This is a genomic window from Paraburkholderia sp. GAS32, from assembly GCF_050434225.1.
GTDB classification, from domain to species: domain Bacteria; phylum Pseudomonadota; class Gammaproteobacteria; order Burkholderiales; family Burkholderiaceae; genus Paraburkholderia; species Paraburkholderia madseniana.
In genome coordinates, this window is record NZ_JBNPVS010000051.1 from 1 (window position 1) to 21511 (window position 21511).

At 62.3% G+C, this 21511-nt stretch carries 20 protein-coding genes and 1 pseudogene; 15 read left to right on the forward strand and 6 right to left on the reverse strand.

Annotated elements, in window-relative coordinates; genetic code table 11:
* Nucleotides 1–207: 207 nt before the first annotated feature.
* Nucleotides 208–1461 (reverse strand): MFS transporter, encoded by a 1254-nt coding sequence (locus P3T25_RS39445; RefSeq protein WP_171929430.1) that lies wholly within the window; start codon nucleotides 1459–1461, stop codon nucleotides 208–210.
* Nucleotides 1458–2438, reverse strand: a complete 981-nt coding sequence (locus P3T25_RS39450; RefSeq protein ID WP_429362611.1) for a PRC-barrel domain-containing protein — start codon at nucleotides 2436–2438, stop codon at nucleotides 1458–1460. Before P3T25_RS39450 ends, P3T25_RS39445 begins: the two co-directional genes overlap by 4 nt.
* A 518-nt stretch (nucleotides 2439–2956) precedes the next feature.
* Here P3T25_RS39450 and P3T25_RS39455 point away from each other — a divergent pair.
* From P3T25_RS39455 to P3T25_RS39470, 4 genes are all read left to right on the forward strand, one after another.
* Nucleotides 2957–4339: an NCS2 family permease gene (locus P3T25_RS39455; RefSeq protein ID WP_154565665.1), complete on the forward strand. Its 1383-nt coding sequence runs from the start codon at nucleotides 2957–2959 to the stop codon at nucleotides 4337–4339.
* 244 nt (nucleotides 4340–4583) lie between these two features.
* Complete coding sequence (locus P3T25_RS39460; protein WP_154565666.1) at nucleotides 4584–5009, forward strand: ArsR/SmtB family transcription factor; 426 nt, start codon at nucleotides 4584–4586, stop codon at nucleotides 5007–5009.
* Nucleotides 4916–5344 carry an SRPBCC family protein gene (locus tag P3T25_RS39465; protein WP_154565667.1) on the forward strand — a complete coding sequence of 143 codons (429 nt, stop codon included), beginning with the start codon at nucleotides 4916–4918 and terminating at the stop codon, nucleotides 5342–5344. The genes P3T25_RS39460 and P3T25_RS39465 overlap by 94 nt, the downstream gene beginning before the upstream one ends.
* 53 nt (nucleotides 5345–5397) lie before the next feature.
* Nucleotides 5398–6132: a DUF899 domain-containing protein gene (locus P3T25_RS39470; protein WP_154565668.1), complete on the forward strand. Its 735-nt coding sequence runs from the start codon at nucleotides 5398–5400 to the stop codon at nucleotides 6130–6132.
* 28 nt (nucleotides 6133–6160) lie between these two features.
* Here the strand turns inward: P3T25_RS39470 and P3T25_RS39475 are convergent, their stop codons facing one another.
* Nucleotides 6161–7006 (reverse strand): response regulator transcription factor, encoded by an 846-nt coding sequence (locus tag P3T25_RS39475; RefSeq protein WP_429362614.1) that lies wholly within the window; start codon nucleotides 7004–7006, stop codon nucleotides 6161–6163.
* Between the two features lie 275 nt (nucleotides 7007–7281).
* On the opposite strand from P3T25_RS39475, the gene P3T25_RS39480 reads away from it, so the two are divergent.
* Nucleotides 7282–8118 carry a carbon-nitrogen hydrolase family protein gene (locus P3T25_RS39480; RefSeq protein WP_429362616.1) on the forward strand — a complete coding sequence of 279 codons (837 nt, stop codon included), beginning with the start codon at nucleotides 7282–7284 and terminating at the stop codon, nucleotides 8116–8118.
* Nucleotides 8119–8316: 198 nt separating this feature from the next.
* Nucleotides 8317–9684: an APC family permease gene (locus P3T25_RS39485; protein ID WP_171929433.1), complete on the forward strand. Its 1368-nt coding sequence runs from the start codon at nucleotides 8317–8319 to the stop codon at nucleotides 9682–9684.
* 93 nt (nucleotides 9685–9777) lie between these two features.
* Here the strand turns inward: P3T25_RS39485 and P3T25_RS39490 are convergent, their stop codons facing one another.
* The gene (locus P3T25_RS39490; RefSeq protein ID WP_154565672.1) at nucleotides 9778–9960 is read right to left on the reverse strand and encodes a hypothetical protein; all 183 of its coding nucleotides are present in this window, start codon (nucleotides 9958–9960) and stop codon (nucleotides 9778–9780) included.
* A 180-nt stretch (nucleotides 9961–10140) separates the two neighbouring features.
* On the reverse strand, nucleotides 10141–11046 hold the full coding sequence (locus tag P3T25_RS39495; RefSeq protein ID WP_266261844.1) for an NAD-dependent epimerase/dehydratase family protein: 906 nt from the start codon (nucleotides 11044–11046) through the stop codon (nucleotides 10141–10143).
* A 115-nt stretch (nucleotides 11047–11161) separates the two neighbouring features.
* Here P3T25_RS39495 and P3T25_RS39500 point away from each other — a divergent pair.
* The 8 genes and pseudogenes from P3T25_RS39500 to hutG form a co-directional block, all read left to right on the forward strand.
* Nucleotides 11162–11283 (forward strand): annotated as a pseudogene (locus P3T25_RS39500) (LysR family transcriptional regulator); the annotation flags it as partial.
* Nucleotides 11284–11699: 416 nt separating this feature from the next.
* Nucleotides 11700–13223, forward strand: a complete 1524-nt coding sequence (hutH, locus tag P3T25_RS39505) for a histidine ammonia-lyase (RefSeq protein ID WP_266261845.1) — start codon at nucleotides 11700–11702, stop codon at nucleotides 13221–13223.
* 37 nt (nucleotides 13224–13260) lie between these two features.
* On the forward strand, nucleotides 13261–13956 hold the full coding sequence (hutC, locus tag P3T25_RS39510) for a histidine utilization repressor (protein WP_054040559.1): 696 nt from the start codon (nucleotides 13261–13263) through the stop codon (nucleotides 13954–13956).
* A 79-nt stretch (nucleotides 13957–14035) separates the two neighbouring features.
* Nucleotides 14036–15724 (forward strand): urocanate hydratase, encoded by a 1689-nt coding sequence (gene hutU, locus P3T25_RS39515; protein WP_154565674.1) that lies wholly within the window; start codon nucleotides 14036–14038, stop codon nucleotides 15722–15724.
* A 20-nt stretch (nucleotides 15725–15744) separates the two neighbouring features.
* Nucleotides 15745–16347 (forward strand): HutD/Ves family protein, encoded by a 603-nt coding sequence (locus tag P3T25_RS39520; RefSeq protein ID WP_408518003.1) that lies wholly within the window; start codon nucleotides 15745–15747, stop codon nucleotides 16345–16347.
* Nucleotides 16348–16467: 120 nt separating this feature from the next.
* On the forward strand, nucleotides 16468–17691 hold the full coding sequence (hutI, locus tag P3T25_RS39525; protein ID WP_171929239.1) for an imidazolonepropionase: 1224 nt from the start codon (nucleotides 16468–16470) through the stop codon (nucleotides 17689–17691).
* Nucleotides 17692–17701: 10 nt separating this feature from the next.
* A complete protein-coding gene (locus P3T25_RS39530) occupies nucleotides 17702–19087 on the forward strand; it encodes a formimidoylglutamate deiminase (protein ID WP_154565677.1) in 1386 nt (461 codons plus the stop codon).
* A gap of 108 nt (nucleotides 19088–19195) precedes the next feature.
* Nucleotides 19196–20014 (forward strand): N-formylglutamate deformylase, encoded by an 819-nt coding sequence (hutG, locus tag P3T25_RS39535; RefSeq protein WP_154565678.1) that lies wholly within the window; start codon nucleotides 19196–19198, stop codon nucleotides 20012–20014.
* Nucleotides 20015–20344: 330 nt separating this feature from the next.
* On the opposite strand, the gene P3T25_RS39540 is transcribed toward hutG, so the two are convergent.
* Nucleotides 20345–20479: a hypothetical protein gene (locus tag P3T25_RS39540; protein ID WP_266242397.1), complete on the reverse strand. Its 135-nt coding sequence runs from the start codon at nucleotides 20477–20479 to the stop codon at nucleotides 20345–20347.
* Nucleotides 20480–20797: 318 nt separating this feature from the next.
* On the opposite strand from P3T25_RS39540, the gene P3T25_RS39545 reads away from it, so the two are divergent.
* Nucleotides 20798–21463 carry a hypothetical protein gene (locus tag P3T25_RS39545; protein ID WP_154565679.1) on the forward strand — a complete coding sequence of 222 codons (666 nt, stop codon included), beginning with the start codon at nucleotides 20798–20800 and terminating at the stop codon, nucleotides 21461–21463.
* The last annotated feature ends 48 nt before the right edge of the window (nucleotides 21464–21511 follow it).

The window sequence follows — 21511 nt, forward strand, 5'->3', positions numbered from 1 at the left end:
TGACCTGAGGAGCGAAAATCACTGACCATAAAGTGTCAATGATGTCCCCGCACGTCTGTCAACCATGTCCCCGGTCTATACACAGCCGGCAAAGAAAAGTAGGTGCCGCCCCGCACAGGGGCAACGCTAATAGACCACTAACAATTCAAGGAAAGGCCAACACCATAGGAACACGGCCAATGCCGCCGCCAAAGGCAAAAAACAACCTCATCTAACAGCCGACTTCCCATCCCCCAAAGGCTCCGCCTCATCCCCAGCCCCTGCATCCCGCGTCTCAGGCATCGCGGCCCAAACGAGCAGCACGGCAAGTGCGCCCGCCGCAGCAAGCCCAAAAAAGCTCACCGCATTACCAAAATGATCCGCCACAAACCCAGCAGCCGTCGTGCTCAAAGTAGCCCCAATCCCGGCAGCCAACCCAAACAACCCGATACACAGGTTATACCGCCCCTTCCCGCCAGCAACATCGGCGGCAATCAACGGCAGCATCACACCGAACACGGCCGCGCTCAGGCCGTCGAGCATCTGCACCGGCACCAGCAAATAAGGGCTGCTGATCCCGGCAAACAACAACGCCCGTATCGGCAACGCCGAAAACCCAAGCAGCAGAATCGGCCTGCGTCCCCACCGCTCGGCAGAGCGCCCAACCCATGGCGACATCATCGCCACAATCGCCTGCGGCACGATAATGCACGCGGCAATCACAAGCTGCACGTTGTCGCCCATGCCGGCCGTCACTTCGCCAGCGGCAAGGTTCAACATCGCCGCATTCGACAAGTGGAACAGCACGATACAAGCCGCAAACAGCAGCATCCGCTTGTCACGCAACAACTCGCGCAAACTCTCGCGCCGTTCGATCTGCGCCGGTGTCGGCCCGGTTTTCGGCAGCTCGATCGTGTCGGTACGCTGGATCATCGTCAGCGCAAACAGCGCAGGGACCGCCAGCGCCGCGGTCAGCCAGAACACCGCGCGGGGCGAATAGTATTCGCCGAATACGCCCATCAACCCGGCCGCGACGGCGCTGCCGATCGACGCCCAGCGCGCATTGCGTCCCAACCGGTCGCCCAGATTCGCGCGCCCCACCAGCGCGAACGAGATCGCGGCCAACGCTGGCGTCAGCATGCAGCTCGCAAAGCCGTGGAACACCTCCGCGGCAATCACCGGCAGCACCGTCGGGCTCGCAGCCAGCAGCACCGCACTGAAGATGATCGCGAAGATCGCCCATGCGGCAGCGCCTTTCTTGTTGCGCAACGCGTCGACGGCAGCGCCGCCCGGCACCTGGCTCACCATCGCACTTATAGTGCCGACGGACAGCGCCATGCCGATCTCGCCCTGAGTCCACTTGTGCGAGGCAAGGTACGACGCAATGAACGGCCCGAAACCCGTCTGCACGTTGGCGACGAAAAAATTCAGCCAATCGAGTGCGCGCAAACTGCGCGCGGTGACTAAAGTGCGGCCTGTCATCGGGCCGCCCGTGTGTTGGAACCCGCCGTGACTGTGGCCGGCGCGGCAGAAGCCGCAGTGGCGGGCGCTGGCGCGGAAGCGGGAGCGGGAGCGGGAGCGGGCGGCGGCGCGGGCGACACCGCGCGGATCGGCTTGTCGCTGGCGTACGGCGGCGTCGCGTTGATCTGCGCATCGCTCAGATCGATCAGCGGATGCAGCTCCTTGTCTTTCGTGACGAAACGCAGCGCGGACCAGTTGGCGGCAATCGTGCGCCGCTCGGTGCTGACCATGCCGTTGACGTCGAGCACGACCGCCTGCGGCTGCGCGTTGGCGTCGATCAGCACATCGATCACGCGGCCGACCTTGGCGCCGTTCGAGCGCTCGACGTCGGTGTCGATCAGCGGCAATTGCACGGCGGCGGACTTCGCCGCGGGAGTCGGCGTGGCCGTCGCGTTAAGTGTGATCGGCGCGGTCTTCGCGGTCGGCGTGAAGCGGAACGCGTTCCACGGGAAATTGACCTTGCGATCGCCGACGCCGAGGAAGCCTTGCAGATTGACCACGATTTCGCGCGGCTTGCCGCTCGCATCGGCGATCAGATCGACCGCGCGGCCCACTACCTTGCCGTCGGGCTTCTGCACTTCGCTATCGAGCAAGGCGCGCGCCTCGCTGCGCTCGATCGTGCGCAGCACGATCAGCGGCGGGGGCGCGGGGGGAGGCGGCGCGGGCGTGGCGACCGGCGGCGGAGGTTCGACCTTGCGTGGCTTGACGACCGGCTTCTTGGGCTTCTTCGGCTGTTCGGGCTCGGCCGCTTCAGTCTCGGCCGGCTCCGGCGCGGAGGCGGCTACGGGCGCGCTCGCGGGTTCGACGGGCATCACCGTGGCATCGACAATCGGCGCCTGTTGCGGGCCCCACAGCAGGCTGCAACCGGACAGCGCGAACAGCGCGAACACAGCAACAAGCAGAAGACGCCAGGCAGGACGCGAAAAACCGCCGCTCATCAAGAAGGACTCCATGGACCAGTGCGGACGGGCGCTGTGGGCCGCCGCCGTTAAGACACTCAGTTGCGTCAGGTAAGGGCCAGAGTGTAACCCGCGGCGCCGGGGCGGCCCGGTTTTGCAGGCTTTCTGACAGGTGTCCCCGGCGCACGATTCATACCGCGTTGCGCGCTCCTTGCCCCGACGTAGGCCCGTTTTTGCGCGTCGAACCCCTCAAAACCCTTTCACAACTCGATGACAAATCGTAGGTGTAAACGCGCGGAGCGTCCCCATGGTTTGCCGTCCCTTAAACGATATAAGCATCGCGACATGTCGAGCATGCCATTCATGCGATGGGAGACATATTTGTGTTGGCCTACATTTCGGGACAGCAAAAGAAGAACGGAGCATGCGGGTTGTCTGACGCATCGCAAGCCGACGTTCAAACCTTGCCACACCACATTAGATCAACGCAACGAGACGAACCTGATGGCGGCCGGAATACGAGCCGTTTCAGCCCGCTGATAAAGGAGGCACTCATCATGATGGAACCCCACGCCCAACCGATTTCTGAAGTCGGCGCCGAATCATTCGACGGAAAGGGCTTTCTTGACCGCTACTTCGAAATCTCTTCACGCGGCAGTTCGCAGCGTACGGAAATTGTCGCGGGCATCACGACCTTCCTCGCGATGGTCTATTCCGTGTTCGTCGTGCCGGGCATGTTCGGCAAAGCGGGCTTCGATACCAGCGCGGTGTTCGTCGCCGTGTGCCTGACCACCGCGTTCGGCTCGCTGCTGATGGGCGTGTGGGCGCGCCTGCCGATCGCGATCGGCTGCGCGATTTCGCTGACTGCGTTCACGGCGTTTGGCCTCGTGCTCGGTAAAGGTCTGCAGCCGAACGTTGCGCTCGGCGCCGTGTTCCTGATGGGTGTCGTCTTCACCGGGATCTCGGTGACGGGCGTGCGTTCGTGGATCCTTCGCAACCTGCCGACCGGCATCGCGCACGGCACGGGGATCGGCATCGGCCTGTTCCTGCTGCTGATCGCCGCGAATGACGTGGGTCTGGTCGTCAAGAATCCGGGCGCCGGTCTGCCGGTGTCGCTGGGCAATATCACGGCGTTGCCCGCGATCATGTCGGTGGCGGGTTTGGCTGCGATCTTCGGTCTGGTGCGCCGTCGCGTGCCGGGTTCGATCCTGATCGTGATCGTCGCGATCTCGGCGATTGCGCTCCTGATCGATCCGGCGGTGGCGTTCCACGGCGTGTTCGCACTGCCGTCGCTGAGCGCGCCGGGCCATTCGTCGCTGATCGGTGCGATGGACATCAAGGGCGCGCTGTCGATGGCGGTCCTGCCTAGCGTGCTGGCACTCGTGATGACCGCTGTGTTCGACGCAACCGGCACGATTCGCGCCGTTGCCGGACAGGCCGGTCAACTTGACGAAAACGGCCGCATCATCAACGGCGGCCGTGCGTTGACGGCGGATTCGCTGAGCTCGATTTTCTCGGGCCTGCTCGGTGGTGCACCGGCGGCTGCCTACATCGAATCGACGGTCGGTGTTGCAGCCGGCGCGAAGACGGGCATGGCAGCAGCGGTGGTCGGTCTGCTGTTCCTGGTGGTGATGTTCTTCTCGCCGTTGGCCAGTCTGGTGCCCTCGTATGCAACGGCCCCGGCGCTGATGTATGTCGGTCTGCTGATGCTCTCGAACGTGAGCAAGCTGCACATGGACGATATGGTCGACGCGATGTCGGGCCTGATGTGCGCCGTGTTCATCGTGCTGACCGCCAACATCGTGACGGGCATCATGCTCGGCTTCGCGACGCTGGTGATCGGCCGCGTGGTGAGCGGCGAGTATCGCAAGCTGAACGTGGGCACGGTTGTTATCGCTGTCGTGCTGGTCGGCTTCTATCTCGGCGGTTGGGCGATCTGATTCTGCCACATTGAGTTTTGCGCGGTTTGCTGTAGCGCGAGAGTGGGGCGGGCTTTCCTTGCCGCTTCGCTCAAACGTGTAGTCGGTTGTTCTCCACCTTGACGCGGCGTGTTGCAGAGTTTGATCTGCGATGCGCCGCGTATCTTTTTTCAGCATCCCCTTCGCACCTTCCTCTTCCTGCGCGCTTTGAGAAAAGTGCGCACCTGTCCTTGACATTCTTACGCGTGTCTCTATACTTAACCTCATGGTTAAGTTTAATGAAGCGTTACTCGATCGCACCTTTGCCGCGCTGTCCGATCCGACGCGGCGTGCGTTGCTCGCGCGTTTGTCCCAACTGAACGATCTGTCGGTCAGCGAACTCGCCGAGCCGTTTGCGATGTCCTTGCCTGCGGTGATGAAACACCTCGACGTGCTGTCCGAGGCTGGTCTTATCACGCGCCGAAAAACCGGCCGCACGGTGGCGTGCCGCCTGTCCGCCGGACCGATGGAGGAAGCCATGGAATGGCTCACTCGCTATCAGCGCTTCTGGTCCGAATCACTCGATCGTCTTGCTGCTTTCGTCGAAGAGGAACCGCCATGCCCGCCAAACCCAGTCTTACCCTCCAGCGCCGAATCAACGCCGCGCCCGCCAAAGTCTTCCGCGCCTGGACGGAAGCGGCGCAACTCATGAAGTGGATGCATCCGGGTGATGCCGAGGTGATTCGGGCGGAACTGGATGCGCGCGTGGACGGACGCTATTTGATAAGGTATCTCAAGACGGACGGCCGGGAACTCGAGGTCAATGGTCAGTATCTGGAGGTGGTGCCCGACGCCAAACTGGTGTTCACATGGGCATGGCGTTCGAGTCCGGAGCAGGAGTCGCTCGTCACGGTGCTGCTGCGCCCGGACGGCAACGCTACCTTGCTGACGCTCACGCATGAACAGTTCGTCGACGAAGAAACGCGCGACCACCACCAATTCGGCTGGAACGGCGGCCTCGATTCGCTGGAACGTTACTTCGCCTGAATTCGTCTGATTTTGCTCTATCGAATCTGCACGACGCAGAGAAGGAGACGCACATGGACCCGCAACACCGTATCGGCACCAGGGAAGAATGGCTGGCCGCCAGCAAGGCGCTATTGGTCGAAGAGAAAGCGTACACACGTGCCGGCGATGAACTCGCCCGCAAACGCCGGGCGCTGCCCTGGGTGAAGGTCGAGAAGACCTATGTATTCGAAACGCCGCAAGGCCCCAGGACACTTGCCGATCTGTTCGGCGGCCGTAGCCAGTTGATCGTTTATCACTTCATGCTCGGCCCGGATTGGGAAGAGGGCTGTTTTGGCTGCTCGTTCGTGTCGGATCACATGGACGGCATCCTGACGCATCTTGAACATCACGACGTATCCTACGTGGCGGTCTCGCGTGGGCCGCTCGCGAAGATCGAGGCTTTCAAAAAACGCATGGGCTGGAAGTTTCCGTGGGTGTCATCGAATGAGAGCGACTTCAATTTCGACTATCACGTGTCGTTCACGCCGGAGGAGATCGCCAGTAAGAAGGGGTACTACAACTTCACCGAGCAGGATGTCGGCATCGACGAGCTACCCGGTCACAGCGTGTTCTACAAGGACGCAGCGGGCGACGTCTATCACACGTATTCCACCTACGGACGCGGCGGCGAGCAGTTCCTCAGCGCGTACGCGCATCTCGACGTAACGCCGAAAGGCCGCGAGGAGAAGAAGAATATGGGCGAGTGGCTCAAGCATCACGATCGTTATGAGGAGAAGGCGAGCGGTTGCGCCGCGTGCAGCGCTTGACGCGCGCCGGCAAAGAATAAGCGGGACGTCATGCCCCTTTGCGTCCCGCTTCATAAAACAGCGCGAACAACTCCGATTGCGAGTTGACGTTGAGTTTCGTATAGATGTGCTTCTTGTGCGCGCGCACCGTCTCGAACGAGATCGTCAGTTTCTCTGCGATGGCGCGCGTTGAAAATCCGCTCAAGGTCAGCATCGCCACCTCCACTTCGCGCGCGGTGAGTGACGAGCGGCCGCCCACCGACGACACCTGCTCGAAACGCGCGGCATAGGTGGGCGTATCCGCTGGGGCGCCCGTGTCGATCGCTGTTTGCGCCACCGCCTCGCTCGAGGCCGGCTCCGGCGCGTCGAATGCCTCATACGGCAAGCGCTGCCGCAATAGCGCGATCACCCATGGCGCGCAAAGCGCGAGCAGTGCCAGATCACGCTCGCCGTAGCGCTGCGTTGCGCCAAGCGAGAACGCCAGCGTATGCCTCGCGTCTATCATGTAGTTGAAGTGCACTTCATCGCCGACGATGTTTTTCCTGAAGTACCGCTGGTAATAGTCGGTCATCGAGAAGTTGTCGGGCGCGACGTCCGCCAGCGTGACGAAACCCGATGCGGGCTTCTCGGTCGCGGCAATATAAAACGGGTCGAGTTGATAGAGCGCGGCGAGATAGTCCTGGAACATCACATCCACCGTGCCGTCCGGTGTCGGCGATTCTGCGCAGACGAGCGGCGCCATGCCAGGCGTGAAGCGCAGGGCGACCCAGTTGTCGAACACGACATAGCGTTCGAGCGCGCGTGTGAGGCGAGTCCAGAATTGTGCGCTGTCGAGTGCTTCGATAACCGCGCCGATCTCGCGATGAAAGGCCAGATCGCGCCATTCGAGTTCCATGCGTGCTCCGTTGAGGGTAACCCTGCCGGGTGATTACGGACAAAAATATGTCTGGTAATAATAGGCCCAACCTGAAACGCGGGCGCCTGACTACAGCCGCTATTTAACGCGAAGCAGACTGGTAATGGGACCAGAGTAAGTGCTTTGCTTGGGACTAGAGTAAGTGCTTTGCATGGGTCCAGAGTAAGCGCTAAAGCGCCAACTCTGGCCGACAGCTAAAGCGCCAACTCTAGTCGACAGCTAAAGCGCCAACTCTGGCCGACACAGGAGACAAAATGCTTCAACTCGAATTGGCACAGATCCCCATCGTGGATGGCGCCGTGGGCGTGGGCGGGGTAAACGTGCAACGCGTGCTGCAAACCATCGGCCAACGCGCGGCCGGAACCGATCTGATCGTGTTTCCGGAGACCACGCTGTCGGGTTTTCCGACGCGAGACACCATCGGCGACGTGGCCGAACCGATCGACGGGCCGTCGCTGACCGCCGTCCGCCATGCGGCGCGCGAAGCACGCGTAGCCGTGGCGGTAGGTCTCGCCGAGCGTGACGGCAGCCGCTTTTTCAACACCACGGTGCTGGTCGACGAACGCGGCGAGATCGCGCTGCGCTATCGCAAGACGCATCTGTGGGCGTCGGATGTCGGTGTGTTCGAACCCGGCGACCGTTACGAAGTGTGCAGCTTCAAGGGTCTGACCGTTGGCATCCTGGTCTGCTACGACATCGAATTTCCGGAAACGGCGCGCGCGGTCGCCTCGCTCGGCGCCGATCTGCTGATCGTGACGAACGGCAATATGGACCCGTTCGGGCCGGTGCATCGCCGCGCAATCGTGGCGCGCGCGATGGAAAATCAGATGTTCGCGGCGCTTGTGAATCGCATCGGTTCGGGCGACGACAATCTCACGTTCCCCGGTGAATCGGCGCTGATCGATCCGTTAGGCGACGTGGTGTGCGACGCCGGTCACGAAGAAACGGTTCTGCGCGCCACGCTCGATCCCGCGCGTCTCGAAGGCGCGCGCGAGCACTATCGTTATCTGCATGACGCGCGCATTTCGCTCGACCTCGCGACGCTGGACGGCGAGCAAGGGCAACGTGCGCGTGTGATCCGCGCGCGCTAAGGCGCGTGCGCGGGCCGCGCAGGTGCAGGCGCACATAAGCGCCTATACGCACCTGCGTGCACCTACGCGCACCACGTTAGACAAAGCATCATCGGCGCGACATCCGCGCACCCAGCAAGACTGATCGACAAAACCCGACCGGGGCGCGTTCAACGTTGCCCTCGACGACGCTCGCCCATTCGCAAGAGGAGACACCGTATGACCCCAACATCCCCCACGGAGCGCGCCGGCGCACCTGCCGCGCCCCAAAGCGCGCATCTGAAACGCACCCTCGGCCTGCCTTCGGTTTTGCTGTTCGGCCTCGCCTATATGGCGCCGCTGATCGTCTACGGCACCTATGGTGTGCTGGCGACCGCCAGTAACGACACCGCCGCGCTCGCGTATCTGATTGCCCTGATCGCGATCGTGTTCACCGCGCTCAGCTACGGCAAGCTCGCGCGGCTTTTCCCGGTAGCGGGTTCAGCGTACACATACACGCGCAAAAGCTTCAATCCGCATCTGGGCTTCATGATCGGCTGGGCCACCTTGCTCGATTACTTTTTCCTGCCGATGGTGATCTGGCTGATCGGCGCCGCGTATCTCAGCGCCGCGTTTCCGCACATTCCAAGCTGGATCTGGATCGTCGCGTTCATTGTGTTGACGAGCGGGCTGAATATTCTCGGCCTCGAACTCGCGAACCGTTTCAACATCGTGCTGATGGTCGTGCAACTCGCGATCGTCGCATTGTTCGTCGTGTTGTGCTGTCACTATGTGACCGCGGCGGTCGGTCCCGGCGGTCTGATTTCGGCCGAGCCGTTCTTCAAGCCGCATGTGCCGTTCTCGGCGACGATGGCAGGCGCCGCGATTGCCGCCTACTCGTATCTCGGCTTCGACGCAGTGTCGACGTTGACTGAAGAAACCATCGCCCCTGAAAAGACCATGCCGCGCGCGATTGTACTGATTGCGCTGATCGGCGGCGCGATCTTCGTGATCGCCGCGTACACGGTGCAGCTCGCGCATCCGGGTGCGGTATTCAAGGATCCGGATTCGGCCGCCTTCGAAGTCGCGCGCAAAGTAGGCGGCGATATCTTCGTGACGGTGTTTCTGGCCGGGCTGATTCTCGCGCAGTTCGCGTCGGGCATCTCGGCACAGGCAAGCGTGGGGCGTCTGCTGTATGCAATGGGACGCGACGAAGTCTTGCCCAAGCGCATCTTCGGTTTCGTGCATCCGAAGTTCAAGACGCCGGCGCTGAACATCGCGATCGCGGGTGCAATCGGTCTTGTCGCACTGAAGCTCGACGTGGCGACCTCGACCTCGTTCATCAATTTCGGCGCATTTCTCGCGTTCACCGCGGTCAATCTGTGTGTGATCCGGCAGTTCTTCAACGCGAAGGGCAGCGCGAATGCCATGGGTGTGATCGGCGGCCTGCTGTTGCCGCTGGCTGGTGCGATTGCGGATATCTGGCTGCTGGTGAGTCTCGAGAAAACCGCACTGGTACTCGGCGCGGTGTGGTTCGTGCTGGGGTTGTGCTATCTCGGCTGGATCACGCGCTGTTTCCGTCGCGCGCCGCCGGAAGTCGCGGTCTGACGTAGCCGCTCGCGCCTCTACTCGTGGTTGTCCGTCGGCGGCGAGGTGAGACGCAAGTTAAAGCTGATGGCGCTGCATCGCGCAGCGCTGAACTCACAACGCCATGTCGAAGGCGGGTTTGAGGAACAGTTCGATCGCCATCACGACAAGGCTCATCACGGCTGCGGACAGCGTCAACGTGCCGTACTCGTCGTAGCGTGCATCGTACAGGCATGCTACGACGAAAATAATCGCTAGCAGGTTGGTCAGCCAGTCGAAATTCAGCGCCAAGGTCATCGATCAAATCCGGGCTTACGCGCGACTCGTATCGTCGAATCGCGCTATTACGTGAGCCGGATTCTAGCGAGTTGAGCTTACGGATTTGCTACGCCTGGGCTTACATGGATTACGCCCCGGAGGACGTCCCCTCGGCTTGCGCCCCGAAGGAAGCCCCCTTGGGTTAAGCCGCGAAGGAACTCACTTGGCGGCCATCATGTCGCGCTCGATCCAGTCGATCACCGACGTGCGTTCAGGCTGCCAGCCGAGCAGTTTGCGTGCGCGCTCACCGCGCACGCGGCTGTTCGAACCGAGCCCGTACGAAGCCATTTCGTAACCCCACTCCTTCTGCGCTTCTGCGAGCGGCCAGTCTTGCGGCTCGCCCAGTTTCATCACGCGGGCGATCGCGGCGCTCATGTCACGAAACGACGCCTCGCCGCTTTCGACGAAGTAGAAGGTGCCCGCCGGCGTCTTCTCCAACGCAAGGCGATAGAGTTCGGCGACGTCGTCGATATGCACGTTCGACCAGATGTTGCCGCCGCTGCCCACATGCCGCACCACGCCGCTCTTTTGCGCCTGACGCACAAGCCGTGGCAACTGCACGCTTGCGCTGCCCGGCACCGCGCCGTGGCCATAGATCAGCGTGTTGCACAACACCGCCGAGCGGATGTTCTGCTGCGCCGCATCGAGTACGAGCTGATCGATGGCGACGCGTGCCGCTTTGTCCGCGGTCGGCTCGGGCAGGGCGTCTTCGTGATAGATGCGTGCTTCGCCCGCTTCACCGCCCGAGGCATCGCCGACGATGCTCGAGCCGCTCGTATGCAGAAACGGCTTGCCGGACCCGGCGAGGCCGTCGATCAACGCTTTCACTGCGCCTTCATGGTCGCTGCTCGCGGCGTTGATGACCGCGTCGGCGGCTTTGGCTTCGGCGATCAGCAGTTCACGGTCGTCGAGCGTGCCGATGGCGGGTTCGATACCGAGGCGTTGCAACTCGGCGCTGTGTTCGGGCTTGCGAATCAAACCGCGTACATGGTGGCCGGCGCGCACGAGGTGCGCCGCAATCGAACCGCCGATAAAGCCGCTTGCGCCAGTAATGAAAATCTTCAAGACGTTCTCCTAAGGTGGAAACACCGGAAATACGATGACATGGACGCAGTATCCGCCGTCTTGATTCTCGCAAATAGCGTGTTAGTCTCAAATCAATCTTGATTTGAAATCAATAATGAAGACTTCCACCGACGAATTACTGGTGTGTTCGCGACGGTGATCGACTGCGGCTCGATCACCGCGGCGGCCGAGAAATTGCAGCAGACCGTCTCCGGCGTGAGCCGTGCACTCACGCGGTACGTCTAAAAAAGCCCGCGGCTCCCATGAGTGCGCGGGCTTTTTTGCGTCTTCGGTGCGCTCTCCTATAACTCTGGAAGACGCGCATCGAGGCCGAGGGGCAACGACGCAGAGCGGAATCGGTGGATTGGCCGTTCCGACTGACCCGGCCGCGCCAGCCCGGCGTCATGAGTTTTTTTGTCCGCTTGCCGCCCTGTATTTTGAACGTGTATATACAAGTTGGTTGTCGCGACGAACAAATGCGATGCGGCGCGCGCCGACACCCGAAACCCCCGGCTCAAGCGATATGCATACCACGTAAGCTTCCATCTCTAATGGAAACCCCCAGGCCCGAAGCTGCAAAAACAAGTTGTATATACAAGCCGACGCCGCTAGACTTCCTCTTGAATTGTATAGACAAGACAGGACACAACACCATGATGATTCTGAAGCCCGGCTACCTGACCCTCCCGCAACTGCGCCAGATCGCCCGCGAGCACGTCGCGCTGCAGCTTGATCCCGCCAGTCACGCCGCCATCGACGCCTGCGCCAAAGCCGTCGCCGATATCGCCGCAAAGGGCGAGCCGGCGTATGGCATCAACACGGGTTTCGGGCGCCTCGCCAGCACGCACATTCCGCATGACCAGCTCGAGCTGCTGCAGCGTAATCTGGTGCTGTCGCACGCGGTCGGCGTGGGTGAGCCGATGTCGCGTCCGGTGGTGCGCCTGCTGATCGCGCTGAAGCTGTCGAGTCTCGGCCGCGGCCACTCGGGCATTCGCCGCGAGGTGATGGAAGCGCTGATCACGCTGTACAACGCCGACGTGCTGCCGGTGATTCCGGTCAAGGGTTCGGTCGGCGCATCGGGCGACCTCGCGCCGCTCGCGCATATGTCGGCGACCTTGATCGGCGTCGGCGAAGTGTTCGCCAAGGGCGAGCGCATGCCGGCTACCGAAGGCCTCGCGCTGGCGGGCCTGAAGCCGCTCACGCTGCAAGCGAAGGAAGGTCTGGCGCTGCTGAACGGCACGCAAGCCTCGACCGCGCTCGCGCTCTACAACATGTTCGCCATCGAAGACCTGTTCCGCACCGCACTGGTGGCGGGCGCGTTGTCGGTGGATGCAGCAGCAGGTTCGGTCAAGCCGTTCGACGCGCGCATTCACGAACTGCGTGGTCATCAAGGCCAGACGGACGCGGCAACGGCTTACCGTTCGCTGTTGCAAGGCTCGGGCATCAATGTCTCGCACGCCGATTGCGACAAGGTTCAGGACCCGTACAGCCTGCGCTGCCAGCCGCAAGTGATGGGCGCGTGTCTGGACCAGATGCGTCATTCGGCCGACGTGCTGCTGATCGAAGCGAACGCCGTCTCCGACAATCCGCTGATTTTCCCGGACACGGGCGAAGTGCTGTCGGGCGGCAACTTCCACGCCGAGCCGGTCGCATTTGCCGCTGACAACCTCGCGCTCGCCGTCGCGGAAATCGGCGCGTTGGCCGAACGCCGCATCGCGCTGCTGATCGACGCGACGCTGTCGGGTCTGCCGCCGTTCCTCGTGCGCGACGGTGGGGTGAACTCGGGCTTCATGATCGCTCACGTGACGGCTGCGGCACTCGCGTCGGAGAACAAGACGCTTGCGCATCCGGCATCGGTGGATTCGCTGCCGACGTCCGCGAACCAGGAAGATCACGTTTCGATGGCGACGTTCGCTGCGCGCAAGCTTGGCGACATCGCTGAAAACGTCGCGAACATTTTGTCGATCGAATTGCTCGCTGCTGCGCAAGGCGTCGATCTGCGCGCGCCGCACAAGACCAGCCCGAGCCTGCAGAAAGTGATGGACGCAGTGCGCAAGGACGTCGCGCATTACGAACTCGACCACTATTTCGCACCGGATATCGCGGCCGTCACGCGTCTCGTGCAGAACGGCACGATCGCGAAGCTGAGCCCGTTCTCGTTCGCGTCCGAGCAGTAAGCTCGAACACCACGTTTCAAGCACGCCAATCAAGCCAATGAACGCACCGGCCTATCAGGGCATCAAGGACTTCATCCTCGGCCGCATCCACGCGGGCGAATGGGCTGAAGGCGACCAGGTGCCCTCCGAAAACGAGCTCGCACGCGAATTCAACGTCGCGCGCATGACGGTCAACCGCGCGTTGCGCGAGCTGACTTCGGAGCAGGTGCTGACGCGCGTGCAGGGCTCGGGCACGTTTGTCGCCCGGCCCAAGTACGAATCGACACTGGTGGCGATCCGCAGTATTTCCGACGAAATCGTCGCGCGCGGTCATCGTCATCAGGCGAACGTGCTGCACATCGGCGCGAGCATCGCCGACGAAGCGCTTGCCGAAGAAATGCAGGTGAGCGCGGGCAGTCCGGTGTTTCATTCACGCGTGCTGCATTTCGAAAACGACGAGCCGGTGCAACTCGAAGAGCGCTGGGTCAACCCGGCGGTCGCGCCCGAGTACGCATTGCAGGACTTCACGAACACCACGCCGAATCAGTATCTGGTGCGGGTGGCGCCGTTGCAGCGTGTCGAGTACCGCATCGAAGCCCTGGCTGCGGATGCGGATACACGCGAGCTGCTGACGATGGATGAACTCGAACCGTGCCTCGTGCTGCATCGGCGCACGTGGTCGCAAAGCCAGGTCGCCTCGATCGCCAATCTCTGGCATCCCGGCAGCCGCTATCGCTTCACCGGACATTTCTGATTTCACCGCTTTTAAAGACCGTTTCCGACTCATTTCCGTGAACTTCTCCCGCACATTTTCAAGCATCCCGAGGGCCACCATGAACAACCCGAAACACATCGACCCGCGTCTGGACCCGACCCGCACGATCCGCGCACCGCGCGGCGCGGAAAAGACCTGCAAGACCTGGATCGCGGAAGCCGCGTACCGGATGATCCAGAACAATCTGGACCCGGAAGTCGCTGAGCATCCGCACGCACTGGTCGTGTACGGCGGCATTGGCCGTGCCGCGCGTAACTGGGATTGCTTCGATCAGATCCTCACGTCGCTGAAAGACCTCGAAGAGAACGAGACGCTGCTGATTCAATCGGGTAAGCCGGTCGGCGTGTTCAAGACCCATGCGGACGCACCGCGCGTGCTGCTGGCGAATTCGAACCTGGTGCCGCATTGGGCGACGTGGGAACACTTCCACGAACTCGATCGCAAGGGCCTGATGATGTACGGGCAGATGACCGCGGGCAGCTGGATCTACATCGGCAGCCAGGGCATCGTGCAGGGCACCTATGAGACGTTCTTCTCGGTGGCGAACCAGCATTTCAACGGCGATCCTTCGGGCCGCTGGATTCTGACGGGTGGTCTCGGCGGCATGGGCGGCGCGCAGCCGCTGGCCGCAACCATGGCCGGCTTTTCGATGATTGCAGTGGAGTGCGATGAGACACGTATCGACTTCCGTCTGAAGACGCGTTACGTCGACAAGAAAGCGGCGACGCTCGACGAAGCGCTTGCCATGCTTGAAGAAGCGAAGAAGGCGGGCAAGCCGGTGTCGATCGGTCTGCTCGGCAACGCAGCGGATGTGTTCGCTGAATGCGTGACGCGTGGCATCACGCCGGATTGCGTGACCGATCAGACCAGCGCGCACGATCCGATTCACGGCTACCTGCCGCAAGGCTGGAATGTCGAAGACTGGCGCGAGCGTCAGAAGACGGTGCCGGACAGCATCGTGCTGCCCGCCAAGCAGTCGATGGCCAAGCAGGTTCAGGCGATGCTGACGCTGCAGGAACGTGGCGCCGCTACGCTCGACTACGGCAACAACATTCGTCAGATGGCGTTGGAAATGGGCGTTGAAAACGCGTTCGATTTCCCGGGCTTCGTGCCGGCGTATATCCGCCCGCTGTTCTGCGAAGGCAAGGGCCCGTTCCGCTGGGTCGCGCTGTCGGGTGATCCGGAAGACATCTACAAGACCGATGCGAAGGTCAAGGAACTGATTCCTGACGATCCGCATCTGCACAACTGGCTCGACATGGCGCGCGAACGCATTGCGTTCCAGGGTTTGCCCGCGCGGATCTGCTGGGTCGGCGTGAAGGATCGTTATCGTCTGGGCCAGGCGTTCAATGAAATGGTCCGGAATGGCGAGTTGAAGGCGCCGATCGTGATCGGCCGCGATCACCTCGACACCGGTTCGGTGGCAAGCCCGAATCGCGAAACCGAATCGATGAAGGACGGCTCGGACGCGGTCAGCGACTGGCCGCTGCTCAACGCACTGCTGAACACGGCAGGCGGCGCTTCTTGGGTCTCGCTGCATCATGGCGGCGGCGTTGGCATGGGCTTCAGCCAGCACTCGGGCGTCGTGATCGTCGCTGATGGTACGGACGCTGCGAAGGAGCGCCTCGGCCGCGTGCTGTTCAACGATCCGGCGACGGGCGTGATGCGTCACGCGGATGCAGGCTATGAACTCGCGCAGGAAACGGCGCGCGAGGCAGGTCTGAATCTGCCGATGCTGGGCCGTTGATCGTGGCGGTTGTCCCTAACGTGGCAACCACGACGCTCATTCGCGGCGCCGACCTCGTGGCGGCGCCGTGGAAGAACGGCGGCGGCGTCACGCGCGAAGTGGGGGCGTTTCCCGCAGGCGCAGGGCTCGATGCATTCACGTGGCGCGTAAGCATCGCCGACGTGGCGCAAGCAGGGCCGTTCTCGCGTTTCGCGGGTATCGACCGCACGTTGGTGTTGTTGTCGGGCGCGGGCATGTTGCTCGACGAAACAGACGACACCGGTGCTCACGCCGTGAAGACACACGCGTTGACTCAACCACTCGATATCGCGCGGTTTGCGGGCGAAGCGCGAATCGATGCACGCCTCGTCAACGGCGCCACGCGCGACTTCAACCTGATGGTCCGCCGTGGTACGGCGGTAGGCGAAACTGAGGTATGGCGCGGCGCTACGCAACGCACTTTGTCCGCCGACGTTGTGTTGTTGTTTTGCGCCAGCGGTTCGGTTTCGGTCACGCTAGGTGTCGAAGCCCAACCGCAAGTGCTTGAAGCCGACGACACATTGCGCATCGACACGCCGAGTGCGCTGTCATGCGTGGTCGAGGGCGCGGGCGCATTGCTCGCGATCAGCATCCGCTACACGTGATCACCGCAACTATGACGACGATTCGCGTGCGCGCTTGAATCCTGGCAAACGCCTGGCAAAAGCCCGGCAAAGCGCGCCGCGAACCACCACAGACACGCAACGAGCTGCAACGAGCACGCGATGAAGCAAACCGTCTGGCATCACCTGAAACTCTGCCCTGAGGGCGATCCCCAACACACGCTGCCCGATGCCGCGATTGCCGTTGAAAACGGCAAGATCGTGTGGCTTGGCGCGGCTTCCGATTTACCCGCCCACTACGCCGCATGGCCGCGCGAAGATCTGCACGGCGCGTGGGTGACACCAGGCCTCGTCGATTGCCATACCCACCTGGTGTACGGCGGCCAGCGCGCGGATGAATTCGCGCAGCGCCTCGCGGGCGTCAGTTATGAAGAAATCGCGCGGCAGGGCGGGGGCATCGTCTCGACGGTGCGCGCCACGCGTGCCGCTGACGAAGACTCGCTGTTCCGCCAATCGGCCGCGCGCCTCGAACCGCTGCTCGCCGAAGGCGTGACCGCCGTCGAAATCAAATCCGGCTACGGCCTCGATCTCGCCAGCGAACGCAAGATGCTGCGCGTCGCACGCCGTTTGGGCGAGCGCTATCCGGTGACGGTCTATACGACGTTTCTCGGGGCGCACGCGTTGCCGCCTGAATTCGCTGGAAGAGCCGACGCGTATATCGACGAAGTCTGCAACACGATGCTGCCCGTGCTCGCCGACGAAGGACTGGTCGACGCCGTCGACGTGTTCTGCGAGCGCATCGGTTTTTCTCTGGAACAAAGCGAGCGCGTGTTCCAGGCCGCCGAGCGCCATAAATTGCCGGTGAAAATGCACGCCGAGCAGTTATCGAACGGCGGCGGCACGGCGTTGGCTGCGCGTCACCATGCGCTGTCCGCGGATCACCTTGAATTCCTCGATGAAGCGGGCGTCGCCGCGATGAAAGCGTCCGGCACCGTTGCCGTGCTGCTGCCTGGCGCGTACTACTTCATCCGCGAGACGCAATTGCCGCCTTTGGATTTGCTGCGGCGCTACCAGGTGCCGATCGCGATTTCCACCGACAGCAATCCCGGCACGTCGCCCACCACCTCGCTGTTGTTGATGATGAACATGGCGACCACGTTGTTCCGCATGACGGTGCCCGAAGTGCTGCAAGGCGTGACCACGCATGCGGCGCGTGCACTCGGCAAGGCGGACCAGCATGGCTCGCTGCAAGCCGGGCGTGCGGCGGACTTCGCGGTGTGGTCGGTGGAAACGCTTGCCGAGCTGGCTTACTGGATTGGGCGTCCGTTGTGCGCGCGAGTCGTGCGCGCAGGCGAGACTGTTTATACACGGCGTGATTTGAGCTAGGGCCTGAGAGATGATGCAATCAAAACGATCACTATTTGCCGACCACGCCTATCTACCCGACGGCTGGCGCCGCAATGTGCTGCTGGAATGGGACGCTAACGGCACGCTGACATCCGTGACGCCGGATACGGCGGCGGTTCCTGACGGTGTGCAAAAAACCGCGGGCCCCGTGTTGCCTGGCATGCCGAATCTTCACTCGCATGCGTTTCAACGCGCGATGGCCGGTCTGACCGAGTATCGTGCGAACGCCACGGACAACTTCTGGAGCTGGCGCGATCTGATGTACCGCTTCGCCGCACGGATCACGCCGGAAGGGCTCGCTGCCGTCGCGCAGTGGCTGTACATCGAGATGTTGAAGGCGGGCTACACGTCGGTCTGCGAATTCCATTACGTGCACCACACGCCGGATGGCAGCCGCTATTCGAATCAGGCGGAACTGGCGCAGCGTGTGGTGGATGCCGCGTCGGCGAGCGGCATCGGTATGACGATGCTGCCCGTGCTGTATCAGTACAGCGGCTTCGGCTCGCGCGCCCCGCGCGAAGATCAGCAACGCTTCATCAACACGCCGGAGAGTCTGCTCGATCTGCTCGGCACGGTGCGCGCGGCGCGTCCCGAGAGCGCGGCGTTACGTTATGGTGTCGCGCCGCATTCGTTGCGTGCGGTATCGGCTGATTCGTTGCATGCATTGCTGAATGGTATCGATCGAAGCGCGCCGGTTCACATCCATATCGCCGAGCAAACCGCCGAAGTCGACGCCTGCCTCGAAACCGAAGGTGCGCGGCCGGTGCAGTGGCTGCTCGATCGCTTCGACGTCGACAGCCGCTGGTGCCTCGTGCACGCCACGCATGTCGATGCCAACGAAACCCTGGCGCTCGCGAAAAGCGGTGCGGTCGCGGGTTTGTGTCTGACGACCGAAGCGAATCTCGGCGACGGCATTTTTCCGGCGCAAGAGTATCTCGACGCGCAAGGGCGCATCGGGGTCGGATCGGATAGCCATATCGGCGTCGACTGGCGAGCGGAATTGCGTTTGCTCGAATACGGCCAGCGTCTGACTCGCCGTCAGCGCAATGTGCTGGCATCGGCGCAGGCCACGCACGTGGCCGATCGTCTGTTCGACGCGGCGCTCGAAGGCGGCGCGCATGCCACCGGTCGTGCAGTGGGTGCATTGCAGGCCGGCCACCGCGCCGACTGGCTGGTGCTCGACCCGGATCATTCGAGCATCGCCGAGCACGCGCCGAACGCGTGGCTCTCGGGCGTTGTATTCTGCGAACATGGCGAGACACCGATTCGCGACGTCTATGCGGGCGGCGACAAGGTTGTCGACAACCGCCGCCATCGCGATGAAGAGGGTGCGTACGCGCGTTATCGCGGGGCGCTCGCCGATTTGCTCAAGTAAACTGCTGACGCCGCTGGCTGAAACCACTTGCTGAAGCGAAATGCTCGCATGAATGGCTGAACACGCTGAGCCTTCGATTTTTATCGATCCCATCGATTCCGGACTGACATGACTGCTTCGTCTACTACTACTCCGCCGGTTCTATCGCTGCATCAGGGAAGCTTGCCGTTGCTGATTTCGATCCCGCATCTGGGCACGCAAATCCCCGCCGATATCGCCGCAACGATGACGCTGGTCGCGCAGCGCACCGACGACTGCGACTGGCATCTCGACCGTCTCTACGCGTTTGCGAAGCGCATGGGCGCGTCGATCCTGTCGCCGACCTACGCGCGTTATGTGATCGACCTGAACCGTCCGCCCGACGGCGCGAATCTGTATCCGGGGCAGGACACCACCGGCTTGCTGCCGGTCGATACCTTCGACAAGGAACCCTTGTACCTCGACGGCCATCTGCCGAGCGAGGCCGAAGTCGCGCGTCGGCGCGATGCTTACTGGAAGCCCTATCACGACGCGCTGACGGGCGAGCTGGCCGCGCTGAAGGCGAAGCACGGCAAGGTGCTGCTGTGGGAAGCGCATTCGATTCGCTCGCACGTGCCGCGTTTTTTCGAAGGACGTCTGCCCGATTTCAACTTCGGCACGTCGAACGGCGCCAGCGCGGTGGCTGGATTGGGCGAGGAATTGGCTGCTGTGGTCGGGCGGCATGGCGGGTACTCTGCTGTCGCCAACGGGCGGTTTAAGGGCGGCTATATCACGCGGCAGTACGGGCAGCCGTCGCAGGGTGTGCACGCGGTACAACTCGAGTTGTCGCAGATTACGTATATGGAGGAGCAGATGCCGTATGCGTATGACGAAGCGCTGGCTGCGAAGGTCGAGCCTTTGCTGGAAGAACTTGTGACGACGGCGTTGGAGCGCGTTAGGGCAGCTTGACGGCAGCAGTTTGACAGCGGCGGCTTGACGTTGCTGCTGTCAGTGGTATCCATTTCATCTCCTCCACGCGGTTCGCCGCGCTTCGCATTCCGCGAGGCCGCGACCGCGTCGGCTCACACCGCAAAGGTGTAACAGCATGTGTCCGTGATTGCATGCTGCGGCGTTCGCGCCGAACGTATAGAGCGTCGCTGGATTGGTTTAAGGGTGAACCGCGGGGTTGTGGAATCGCGGGGTTTTGACCCGAGCCTCGTTGAAACGGAGCGGCCGCAAAAAAAGCCTCGCTTTTGGCGAGGCTTTCCGATGCGCGCAGTATGGGGCGCCGCATAACGATCAGTGGCAGTGACGTTCCCAGTGATGGTGGACGCGCACCTTGTGGCATTCGCGGTGGTGTTCATAAGCCTGGGCGGGAGCGATCGCGCTCAGGGTGACGACGGTTGCTGCGATAGCGAGAACGAGTTTCTTCATTACAAAATCCTTAAATCATGGTGGTGGTGCTAACGCTGCAGCACGCGGCGTGCCGCAACGGGTCAAAAGAATGCCACACATCGCGCACGCAGCGGAGGAACGCCGACCGAATGCATGGGTCAACTCAGAACGCCGAGCTGTGAGGCGTTTTATCCCTGGACAGCGGCGCGCGGCAGCGTGTCGTTTCGGCACATCGAGCGTCGCGGAATGCGCGCGCGGGCATTGCGCGCCATGCGCTGAAGCGACTACCCTTTCAGAACGATGACGTGTGCACATCGCGTCATCCATACATCGGGCAAAAAGATGGAAGACCCAGCGATGGAAGATTCCGACGAATTGCTGCTCCCGGTCTGGCGAGCGAACCTGGTGCTGCTGACCCGCGAGGTCGGCGCCGCGACGCGTCTGGCGCGCATGATGACCTTTTCCGCCAGCTACCTGAAATTGATCCTGTCCGGCCAGCGCGAATTCAGCGAGGAGTTCGTACGCGGTATCGAGGCGGTGACGGGCTTGCCGAATGGCTGGATGAACGTGTCGCATACCGGGGAGGACATACCGGCCAAGGCGCGCGAAGCAATCGACAACGAACAGCCGCTTGCGCGTTTTCGCGGCACGGCGCATCCGGTGCGCAAGAAGACGGTGCTGCGCCCGCCCGAGCCGATTTTCGGCCAGACGGGTCCGGCCAAACGCGTGGAAGAAGAGACGCTCGACGCCGAAGCGCATCGGCGTCAGGCCCACTTCCGCAAGGTCCGCGATCTGGCGATGCAGGACGTGCGGCGCTTCGAGCGGCATTTGAGCCAGATGCCGGTGGATCTTGCATCGATGCGATCGAAAGTGGAGGACGTGATCGCCGCCGCCGATCTCGACCACCCGATTCAGGCGGACCTGGCTGGCCGGCTGGAGCAGATCGAAAAGCATCGGCATTTGCTGCTCAGGCATGTGGAGCGCTTGCAGGCCTTGCTCGCGCACATTGGGGGAGGGGATTGACGCCTGCAACTCGGCGTCTTTGTTGCATGCAGGCTTGAATCTCCTGGT